7 protein-coding genes are annotated in these 11,364 nt (G+C 42.2%); all 7 read right to left on the reverse strand.

Features of this window, described 5'->3' with window-relative positions:
- Positions 1-39: 39 nt before the first annotated feature.
- The gene (locus tag M3180_RS15380) at positions 40-2,109 is read right to left on the reverse strand and encodes an alpha-glucuronidase family glycosyl hydrolase (RefSeq protein WP_251669103.1); all 2,070 of its coding nucleotides are present in this window, start codon (positions 2,107-2,109) and stop codon (positions 40-42) included.
- Between the two features lie 461 nt (positions 2,110-2,570).
- Positions 2,571-3,497 carry a carbohydrate ABC transporter permease gene (locus M3180_RS15385; RefSeq protein ID WP_251669104.1) on the reverse strand — a complete coding sequence of 309 codons (927 nt, stop codon included), beginning with the start codon at positions 3,495-3,497 and terminating at the stop codon, positions 2,571-2,573.
- A gap of 27 nt (positions 3,498-3,524) precedes the next feature.
- Positions 3,525-4,433 carry an ABC transporter permease gene (locus M3180_RS15390; protein ID WP_251669323.1) on the reverse strand — a complete coding sequence of 303 codons (909 nt, stop codon included), beginning with the start codon at positions 4,431-4,433 and terminating at the stop codon, positions 3,525-3,527.
- A 158-nt stretch (positions 4,434-4,591) separates the two neighbouring features.
- The gene (locus M3180_RS15395) at positions 4,592-6,283 is read right to left on the reverse strand and encodes an ABC transporter substrate-binding protein (RefSeq protein WP_251669105.1); all 1,692 of its coding nucleotides are present in this window, start codon (positions 6,281-6,283) and stop codon (positions 4,592-4,594) included.
- A 414-nt stretch (positions 6,284-6,697) separates the two neighbouring features.
- Entirely contained in the window at positions 6,698-8,431 is a 1,734-nt protein-coding gene (locus tag M3180_RS22945) for a sensor histidine kinase (RefSeq protein ID WP_251669106.1), read from the reverse strand.
- Positions 8,432-8,446: 15 nt separating this feature from the next.
- Positions 8,447-10,012, reverse strand: coding sequence for a response regulator (locus tag M3180_RS15405; protein ID WP_251669108.1), 1,566 nt, complete (start codon positions 10,010-10,012; stop codon positions 8,447-8,449).
- A gap of 189 nt (positions 10,013-10,201) precedes the next feature.
- Positions 10,202-11,197: a phage lytic cycle repressor MrpR family protein gene (locus tag M3180_RS15410; protein ID WP_251669110.1), complete on the reverse strand. Its 996-nt coding sequence runs from the start codon at positions 11,195-11,197 to the stop codon at positions 10,202-10,204.
- Between the last annotated feature and the right edge of the window lie 167 nt (positions 11,198-11,364).

Below are 11,364 nucleotides of genomic sequence, written 5' to 3' on the forward strand. Positions count from 1 at the left end.
CTTATCCTCTAAGGCTGTACCCTTCATTCCAATCTCAAATTAATATATTCTCCGGCCTTTTTCGTCAGCAATGCCGGACTTGCGATAGAAGTACGTGTTAACAATATCACGCCACTCTTTGCTATTCTCCAGCTGCATCTGTAAACGACCAAGTATATGCTCATATCGATCAGCATCCACCTTGTCCTTAAGCTCTTCCCAGCGTGAGATCCAATATTCCACACGCTCGACTCCTTCAAAATGCGTATCGTAAATATGCTGGATAACCGTTTTGCCGGAATGCAGCACATGCGTATACGGCACGTGATGGAAGAATAACAGCAGCTCATCTGGACAAGTGTCTAAGCTTTCATAGCGCGCAGCATGCTCCGGCTCATATTGGCTAGTGTAGCCTGTTCCGCTTGCAACTGTACGATTAACGCCAATGCCTTTGTTATCCGCAAAATGATACGTACCCCATTTTGAATATTCATAGCCGTCAATGTCTGGACCATAGTGATAATGCGGAGTAACCATCCAGCCAACACCTAGCGGTGAGGTGTATTTCTCATAGATAGACCAGGATTCCATCAAGAAGTCAATTAGCAACTGCTGTACGTCTGTTGACGATGAGAACGTGAGCTGTGCCCATTCCGCAGCAATCTCCTCACTGCTTAGTTCAGGATTCCATAGTAAGCGACCATAGCCATAAAGGTTGGCTTGCGCAAGATGGTGTCCCGTCCAGTTGTCATCATCTCCAATATTCGTAACCGCTGCAATACCTGAATATTTATACGGATGAATATTTCCAGCAGCAATTTCCTTAACGGTGCTGCCATCACCCTTCACCTTCGTATCAAAATCCAGTACTTCCTTCCACTGTGGAATGAGATAGCATACATGACGCTGCTGTCCCGTATATTCCTGCGTAATCTGGAACTCCATCACTGCATTTGTATTCGGCATCGCTCCAAAAAGCGGTGAAACTGGCTCGCGAACTTGGAAATCCATTGGACCATTTTTAATTTGCAGAATGACATTATCCATAAAGCGCCCATCTAGCGGTTTAAAGTGATCGTATGCTGCACGTGCACGATCGGTCGAACGGTCGCGCCAGTCTTGATGACAGTCATAGACAAAGCAGCGCCACAACACGAGACCGCCATATGGCTGAAGTGCTGTCGCCAGCATGTTGGCACCGTCTGCATGATCTCGACCATACGTAAATGGACCCGGGCGGTTTTCAGAATCGGCCTTTACGACAAAGCCCCCGAAATCAGGAATCGCCGCATAAACCTCTTCAGCCTTCTTCTTCCACCATGCCTGAACACGCTCATCAAGCGGATCTGCCGTGTCCACTTCACCAAGCTCAATCGTTGCCGCATAGTTAACGCTTAAGTAAAGCTTAATGCCATAGCTACGGAATATAGCTGCGAATTTTTTTACCTGTGGCAGAAGCTTATCTGTGATCAGAAAAGTTTCCGCTCGATGCACGTTAACGTTGTTAATGGCAATCCCGTTAATTCCAATCGATGCCATCATCCGTGCATAATCAACAATACGAGGACTATCGACGAGCAGCTCATTATCCTTATACAATATAGATCTTCCAGCATAACCGCGTTCGATGCTGCCATCCATATTGTCCCAATGGTTAATCATGCGCAGCTCATACTTCGGTTGTTCAGTTATATCAAGCAGCTCAATGCTTTCGCCCTGAGCCATCAGTCGCAGCAAGTGAAATACACCGTACAGCACTGCACGTTCACTTGCTCCAGCAATGGCAAGATAGGATTGCTTCTCTGAAGTAATCGTTTTCAAAACATAGCCTTCCTCATGGCTTAAAGCAGCGATTGGCCCGATAATGGCATCGTCAACGTATGCACTACTGCCGATTGTTCCCAGCACTAGGAATGAATTTTCCGCCTGCGCATCCTTTGCAACCTTTGGTGCTGCACCGGTCAGCTTAGGCAGTGCTAGCTCAAGCTCCTTAACCGCGGATGTAATTGGGCCTGCGTCAGTATTACCTGCAACGACAATCGTATTCGTCCAGTTTCGATACTGCTCTGCAAGCTGCTCATCTGTTACCGTATCATACCTGAGCCACGCTTCATACCCGTTAAACTTCATGTCTTTGTTTCATCCTCTCTAGCATGAAAAGCTGTGCTGTCCTAAATCGAACAGACACAGCCCTTCATTAAATTTTTGATGAAATGTTAATTGTCAGTTCAAGATTCGATGCCGAATAAGCATTCAGTCATACTTCGTGATCAAGGTTCAAACCAAGTCCAGCTTTCAGCACCGAGAAGGTTGGACGAAGCCAGAGCTTGAGAAGCGCAGCGTACGTTATGGGTACGTGAGCATCGGAAAGCTCGGCTGAGTTCAAGATTCGATGCCGAGTAAGCATTCAGTTACTCTTCGTGATCAAAGCTGAACCCAAGTCCAGCTTTCAGCACCGAGAAGGTTGGATAAAGCTAGGGTCTGAAGAGCGCAGCGTACGTAGTTGGTACGTGAGCACTGGAAGACCCAAGCTGAATTCAAAATTCGATGCCGAATAAGCTACCTAGTGTTGCTTCGTGATCAAAGCTGGACTAGCCTTTAACGCCACCTACCGTCATCCCCTGCACAAAATACTTCTGCAAGAACGGATACACGATAATGATCGGTAAGCTTGCAACAATCGTCATTGTTGCACGAATCGAAGTTGGCGTTACACTCGTCACGTTACCTTGTGCACCTGCAAAGGCATCTGCTGCAGTAGCGCCCGAGCTTGCTGCTGTATTCGAGGTTGACAATATCTTCATCAACTCATATTGTAAAGTACTTAGCTCTAATCGTGAAGAGTTATATAAAAATACGTCGAACCAAGAGTTCCATTGTGATACTGCAACGAACAAAGATACAGTAGCAAGTGCTGGAATAGTAAGCGGAAGAACGATCTTCATAAAGGTTGTAAACTCGCCCGCACCGTCGATTCTAGCAGATTCCATAATCCCTTCTGGCAAGCCTTCGATGAAGGAGCGAACGACGATCATATTAAACACACCGATGATACCAGGAATAATATATACCCAGAAGTTGTTTAATAGACCAAGCTCTTTTGTCAGCAAGTAGTTAGGAATAAGACCACCATTGAAGTACATCGTAAAGATAAAGGCAATCGTTACGAATTTTCTTAGTACATAATCCTGTCTACTAATCGTGTATGCTAGCATCGCCGTACAGAATACAGACACTAAAGTACCAATAATCGTACGTGCTGCTGAGATATAGGTTGCATAAAAGATTGATGATTCATTAAAAATATATTCATAGTTCGCCCATGTCCATTCCCGTGGCCAAATGTAGATATTGCCTCGGATCGAATCATTCGCATCGTTAAAGGAAAGAGCGAACATATTCAAGAACGGATATAATGTAACAATCATTAAGCAAATCATGAAAATGATGTTAGCTGTATCAAACAATTTATCAGGAACTGAAGAATACAATTTACGAGATGATTTGGCTCCACTCATGTTGTTAGCCTCCTTACATGATGATGATTAGTACAGTCTGCTTTCACCTAATCGTTTTGCTACATTGTTAGCAACCATTAGGAAGATGAAGCTGACAACGGTCTTAAACATACCAGCAGCTGTCGCTAAACCATAGTTGCCCATGTTCATCCCGTACTTTAAGACAAATATATCAAGGTTCTCCGAGTAATCCACGTTCATACCGTTTCCTAGTAGATACTGTGGCTCAAACCCAGACTCCAGAATATGCCCAAGGTTCATGATCAACAGAATTACAATTACGGATTTCATTCCTGGAAGCGTAATGTGCAGAATACGTTGTATGCGATTCGCTCCATCAATTTCAGCTGCTTCATATTGTGATGGATCAATTGTTGTAATGGCAGCTAAGTAAATGATCGTATTCCAACCAACATTCTTCCATACCTCTGTTGCCCCTAGAATACCCCAGAAGTATTCACCCTTACCAAGCCACAGAATAGGTTGATCAATTAGATTAAGCTTTAACATTAATACATTAATAATTCCTTCTGGTGCTAATGCTGTTTGTACAATGTTGGCCGCAACGACCCATGAAATAAAGTGTGGTAAATAACTAATCGTTTGTACCGTTCTTTTGAACATTAAGCTTCGAAGCTCGTTAAGCAAAAGTGCGAGCACGATCGCTGTTACGAAGCCAAGCACGAGGTTAATTGAGCTCATCACTAGCGTATTTCTTAATACGCGATAAAACGCTTCTTCCTGGAATAGCATCTTAAAGTTATTGAGTCCAACCCATTCTTGATTGAACAAATCTCTTGCTGGTCTAAACTTTTGAAACGCAATCGTCCATCCCCATAGCGGAACGTACTTAAACACAAACACCCATAATAGAAACGGCAGAGACATAAGCATAAGCATTTTTTGCTTAGATAGCTGTTTGAAAAATGTTCCGATACGCGAATTGCCAGTAGTAGCAGCTGCAGTTACGGTTTGTCCTGTATGTTTCCCCACCTTAAAATCTCCCTTCCGGCAAAAAATGCGTGCTTCTCTCCAACGGGTAGAAGGGAAAAGCGAAGGCTCGCTTCGCTTTTCCGTTAAGCTTTATTTACTTCTTACCAGTTGCCTGCTACACGCTCTTTTACATGTTTAGTCATGAATTCTTCATAGCCAGCAACATCTAGCTTACCGAATTCTGCTAGGTACTCATTCCATACTTTGTCGAACTCAGATGGAGCAGCAAATACTAGTTTTGGATAGAATTTTTGTTGAAGGTCACTAGCTTTTTGTGCATAGATTTGCTCTGGAGAACCTTGAGCTTTGTTGATACTCCAAGCAGGGTACCAAGGACGCTCGTCCGGCTCTGCGAACATGCCTGCAAACGTTTGAGAACCGTATGCATCAAGAAGTGCGCGGTCGCCTTCCGTATAACCAGCGTAAGCGACTTCAGGCTGATTACCTACTGCATAAGAGTTACCATTTTCAAACACAGAGTTGTTACCATAACGAGGCCAGCTGTACTCAAAGTACTGGAACCCATAAGAACGCTTGAAGTCGTTGTCGTTACGATTAGCAATTTGCTCATCGCTCATGATGTAACGGCCATTCTCATCAACAGAGTATGTTACGCCTTCTTCACCCCATTGAACGAGAACTTGGTTTTCTTCTGTCAACAAGTTATCCCAGTACTTAATGATACGAACTGGATCTTTCGCACTTACAGAGATACCGATACCGCGGTTGTTAACGAACGCTGGTGGATCGATATATTGGTCTTTTGTATTTTCATCAAATACAACAGGTAGACCTACATAACGGAAATCATCATTTCCTGCAGTTTTCAAGTTGTTCGTAGCATCGCCTACTTGCCAGCCGTAGTTAAAGTATCCTAGCACGCGGCCAGAAGTTAGCTTAGCAAGATATTGGTCTTTGTTCGCTGTGAATGTCTCAGGATCGAATAGACCTTTGCTGTTCAACTCATTAAGAGATTGAAGCCATTGCTTTTCATAATCTGTTGTTGCATAAACTTTTGCTTCATGAGTTTCCATGTCAACGTAGATGTCACCGTCATTAGGATAACCAGCAAGGTGCATTGGAGCGTTCGTGATTGTGAAGAAGTTGTCCTGAACACCTGCAAATGTAATGAAGCCGATTGTATCTTTACCATCTACAGAAGGATATTTCGCTTGATATTGCTCAATAAGATCAAAGTATTGATCAAGCGTTTTTACTTCTGGATAACCGAATTCTTTAAGAACACGGCGTTGCATCCAGAATGCGCCTTGAGAAACGTTTGGATCACTAATGTATCCTTGGTTTGCAGAGAAAGGCAGGATGTAGATGTTGCCATCTTCTGCTGTAAACTTGTCAAAATAATCGCCATAAACGCGTTTGATGTTAGGTGCATGCTGCTCAATCAGATCGTTCAATGGAATAAATGCTTCAGCATCTAGCAACTTCTCTATTTCACCTTCAGGAACGATAACATCTGGATATTCGCCTCCAGCAATCATTACCCCAGATTTCGTCGCAACATCGCCAACTGCAAATTCCATCTTCCAGTCAACGCCTGTTTGCTCTTGAAGGATTTTACCGATTGTTGTTTCACTTGCAAGTACATCCTTACCAGAACCAAAACCAAAGTAAGTAAATGTTACAGGATCCGTGCTAACCTCTGCGTTGTTACCAGAGCTTGCAGCGTTTTTATTCTCTTTATTTCCTGCATCATTGTTACCGCAGCCTGTAATGAGCAATATAGATGCCATTGCAACTGCTAGACCCGTCTTTAACCATTTTCTATTGGTCATTGATTTGTTCCCCTTCCTAACAATCTTATTTTGTAAGCACTTTCAGTATAGGATATTGTTAACTTAATCGTTACCCATAAAACTTTAGTTCGTCCTTTGTAAAATAAAGATATTTACTTAATGTAGTAAATATCCTATTTCGACACTATTCAACTTTTATCGCATAGGGCTGTATTCAAGATTCGATGTCGAGTTAGCTTTCAATATTACCTCGTGATCAAAGGCGAACTTATTGAACTACCTCTTCTAATCGATGTTCAATAAGTTCAGCTTTCAGCACCGAGAAGTTTGGAAGAAGCTAGAGCTTGAGAAGCGCAGCGTACGTAGTTGGTACGTGAGCACCGGAAGGCCCGGCTGAATTCAAGATTCGATGTCGAATTAGCTTCCAGTATTACCTCGTGATCAAAGGCGAACTTATTGAACTACCTCTTTAATGGGTAAGCGTAATATGATCCGTGTCCCATGCCCATGCTCACTCTCAATCTTGTACGTAAACTCATCGCCATAGCAGATTTTTAATCGAGTATAGACATTTTTCATTCCTACCGATTCACCCATACTATCATCCTCGGTGAAATAATGATGCAGCTCGTCCAGCTTTTCAGCACTCATTCCCATTCCGTTATCGGTAATAACAAAGACGATTTGCTCATGCTCACGGGCAATCTGTATCGTAATGAGACCGATGCCAGGGCTGTTTTCTACGCCATGAATACTTGCATTCTCCACAAAAGGAAGAAACGTCATTTTCGGAATAAGCAGCTCCTTCAGCGCTTCCTCTACCGTAATTTGATATTGCAGCTTATTGGCAAAGCGATATTTTTGAATTTCAAGAAAGCTTTCAATCAGCTCGATTTCCTCTCGGATCGTAACAAAGCTTCGTTTCCAGGAGATCGACTTTCTAAAAATTTTCGCCATATTTTGAATCGTTTTTGCCGTTTCCCCTTCTCCCTTCATTAAGCTGCGCATCCGTATCGTTTCGAGTGCATTGAACAGAAAATGCGGATTGATTTGACTATGAAGCGCGTGAAGCTGAGCTTGCCGCTGCCTGATTTCGAGCTCTTTCTTTTGAATATCAGCCAAATACACATCGTTGATCAAATTCTCAATTCGCTCGATCATGCGGTTAAATTCAACAGCCAGCTCTCCGATCTCATCCCGCTCCTGAACATATGGAACAGGCTCGAAGTTTTTTCCTTTGACCTTCTTCATATGCTTCAACAGATGCTTAATTCTCGTATGAATCGAACGCGACATCATCAAAATAATAAACGTTGGAATAAAAAAATTGATCGCGGCAAGCCATACAATAAACTGACCCGAATGTCTAACCTCAGAAAGAACTTTCGCTTCATCTAGTACACCATAAAGCGACCATCCACCTAAGTAGCGATTATTCTCATACATTTGCTCGAAGGTGATGGCTTGCTGGGGCTTACTGATATTCTCCTTCAACATGGGCTCCATATTAGCTAAAAATGCGGGAGCATTACTGTAACGAACCTCATTGTTCTGATCCGTAAAATAAACATCGCCTTCAAACGATGATAGCGTAAGCAGCTGATTGACATATTCCATATTCAGGTCAATCTTTATAATATGCTCATACTTTCGATACCGCTTGTCCGCTATTTGCTGAATCACACTAATCGATGACGGAGTCACATATAGATTAGGGTACGCGTTGTTGTGATCCTTGATACTACGATACCAATCCGTCTCCCGCATAGAATCTTCTAAATTGATAATATTGCCTGAAGCCAAAATTGTAGGGTTATCAGTCATAATGTGAGCAGAGCTAACCGTTTTATACTCCTTATCTGAACGAATAAATATATTTTTTATCGAGGCAAGTGACTCAATGTACTGATCGTACGAAGCATAGTCCGTCTCAAGATGATTCTCCAGCAGCTTGTCGATCGAATAAAGGTAGGCAATACTTGCAGCATCATCGATGACAACACCTAGCTCATTTTTCAGCTGAAACATGGCCTGCTGGGCATCAACCGTCTTCTGCTTCTTAATGTTATTGGTCGTGACATTATAAAAAACGATATTCGTTAGGATGATCGGGATACACACACATACAATATAAATAAAGATTAGCTTACTTCTTAATTTTAGATGGTTAAAATGAAATCTGTGCACCGCCTGCTCACCTCATTATTTTTTGCCAAGCATTTTATTGCGATAGTCGGTAGGAGTTAGCTTCTCAAGCTTTTCGAACTGCGTAACAAAATAGTCCGCGTTTTGAAAGCCTACCTTTTCTGCCACCTCATACATACGCATATCCGTTTGCCTTAATAACCGCTTCGCCTCCTCCACTCTGAGCGAAAGCAAGTACTCATTAAAGTAAACTCCGTATGTTTTACGAAAAAGCTGACCTAAATATACAGAATTCATATAAAACTTTGCAGCAATACTTTTTAAATTGATATTTTCCTTGTAATGAGAATCGATATACTTTTTAATCTTTTCAATACTGCCCTTTCCTTGCTCGCTGCGCTTCTGAGCAATATAAGCAGCTGCCTGCTGTACAAACTGTACATAGATATGCTGAAGTTGGGTTAAATTGCGGTATTTGCGCTGCCAGGCAAGCAGCTCGTCAAGCAGGTCTAGCTCCTCTTCATCGCCTTCCATCTGTCTAATGCTGTTAATAACCCCAATTAAGCTGCGCGTAATCGTGTTCGATACTGCGCTTGGCGCGAATCGCTTCGTATGGAACTGTTCAAACATCGCTGCAATCGTCGCTTCATATGCTTCGTTTTGGTTTTCCTCAACCTGATCAATAAGCTTGCTATGCAGCTCTTCATCAACATCGAAATAATATAAAGACGTCTTCAGCACTTCCTCGGCAAATAGGACAGATTTGCTTGGCTCTACAAATTTATAATCCAAGCAATGATTCGCACTAATATACGAGTTAGCGATTTCTTTAAGATGTTCAACACTTTCACCAACATAGAGGGCAACCGTCTGCTCGAGCTCCTTCTCAAGCTGCTGACGAAGCCTATTGAAGAGCTCTGCTCTATCATTGTTCAATCCGCTTATAAGCTGCAGTGGGATAATCATCCCGTATTGATTATGGTCTCGAACTTGTATAGGCAGCGTCGTTCCATGGTGATCAAAGAACTTTTCCATAACGCGCTCTATCGCAGGCACATAATTCGTCATACCATCAGGCTGTAAATCTTGAACCTCAAGCAGCATGTAGGTATAAGGGGACGCTGCAGGAATTTGAAGTGCACCAGCAATTTGATCTATGCTTTGCTCGCTTAGCTCGGACTGTAGTAGTGTTTCCAGGATCGATTCAGTAATCGGTCTTGCTCCCGATAGAATGCTTAGTCTCTTTTGATTCAGCGTGCTTGCCAGCTTGCGCAGTGTAGACGCTAGCTCCTCTTCATCAACAGGCTTTAGGATATAGTCCTGCACATTATAACGCAGCGCCTGTTGAGCGTACGAGAAATCATGATATCCGCTTACAATAATAAAAAGAGGCTGGTGTGCTCCCTCCTCTTTCACTCGTTTAATTAGTGCTAATCCATCAAGTACGGGCATACGAATATCTGCAATGACAAGGTCAGGCTTAAGCTGCTCAATCATGTCGATTGCCTGAAGTCCATTCTCCGCTTCGCCACATATCTCATACTGCAAAGATGCCCAATCCATTAAATTAATTAGTCCTTTTCTCACGAAAATTTCATCGTCAACAATTAAAACCTTATACATTATTCCGCCTCCCTTTGCTGACTGTACATCAATCTGAATTATTTATATTGTACTGATATGATTCGACATAAACAACAAGCGAAGGAAACAGTCTACGCTATTCAAGCAAAAACTCCCCTTACTGCCTCAGGTTTGAAATACACCTGTCCACAGTAAGGGGAGCATATTCGTCGATCATAAAGTCTGGTTTTATCCAAGCTTGAGATCAGGATACAAGCTTTGAATCATCTCCACATTAAGAAAGTCCTTCATCGACCACTTAAAGCGTACATTGAAGCGTTCACATACCTCTTGAATCTGTGCCCGCTCTAGCTCTCCATCACGCAGATACAACTGCATCGCATGATAAATCATACCACTTCGAACGATATTTTTCGTAACGAGCACTTTGGCAAGCTTCTCTAACTCTGACAAGCTTCGCAGCATTTCAATTCGATTGTATACCGTATAATGGGTCGTGAACGTACGAGCACCGCGATGCTTTGTGTTGGAGTGCTTAAGGATATAGCTTGATTCTACCAGGTCTGCACTATCTGAAATCGCATTTTCACTACATTGACCATTTCGTTTAACATAAATTCGCTGTTCATTTGCCATCAAAGCGTAGGTACACAGCTGATCATCAAACGCAATAATTTCGCGTTTAACTTGACCCTGCTCGTCGTAAATCGTAACTTTATTCTCCTCTGGGTGAACATGCTCTATCTTTAACGTGACTAGCTCCATCAGCTTTTCACCTTGAATTCCATTCCATAACGCTTCTACGATAAATTTATCTTGTGCATTAACGAGCGCTTCGAATATATATTGCTTCTCCTCGAAGGACATGTAGTTTTTCACGGGAATGACAAGACTGTATATATAAGCCGTGCTGCGCTTTTTCCAAGGATTTACTTCATGAATCGAGAGTTTAGATTGGATTGCCCACTCAATATAAGAAGAGATCGTTGAATAGATCGATCTCGAGCTTTCCTTCGTTTTTGGCTGTAGTACGTTAATAACAAATTCTTTTAATTGCTCTTCGGTAAAATCACAGAGATCTTTCTGATACTGCTGTTCCAACATTGCCGATTTCTTAAAAATACGCCCATAAACCTCTTTTGTATCCTCATTGTCATAACGGTCCAAGTATTGTATCTTTACAGGTTTATTGTACAGTATGGCGTCAATTCTGTGCTGATGCATCAGTCGACTCCTTCCCAAAGCTAATTATCATGATCAATATTAAAAGATAAATTTATTGTATTATAAACCACATAATGACATAATAACAACCATATATTTCTATTAAAATAATGCCTTGACAAATTAATTTATAATTATTTTATTGAAATTATGAATTAATCCCACGT

The organism is Paenibacillus camelliae, assembly GCF_023715345.1.
GTDB lineage: Bacteria > Bacillota > Bacilli > Paenibacillales > Paenibacillaceae > Pristimantibacillus > Pristimantibacillus camelliae.

Coding starts and splice junctions, on each gene's coding strand:
- M3180_RS15380 (WP_251669103.1), bottom strand. CDS start 2,109: ATGAAGTTTAACGGGTATGAAGCGTGGCTCAGGTATGATACGGTAACA.
- M3180_RS15385 (WP_251669104.1), bottom strand. CDS start 3,497: ATGAGTGGAGCCAAATCATCTCGTAAATTGTATTCTTCAGTTCCTGAT.
- M3180_RS15395 (WP_251669105.1), bottom strand. CDS start 6,283: ATGACCAATAGAAAATGGTTAAAGACGGGTCTAGCAGTTGCAATGGCA.
- M3180_RS15405 (WP_251669108.1), bottom strand. CDS start 10,012: ATGTATAAGGTTTTAATTGTTGACGATGAAATTTTCGTGAGAAAAGGA.
- M3180_RS15410 (WP_251669110.1), bottom strand. CDS start 11,197: ATGCATCAGCACAGAATTGACGCCATACTGTACAATAAACCTGTAAAG.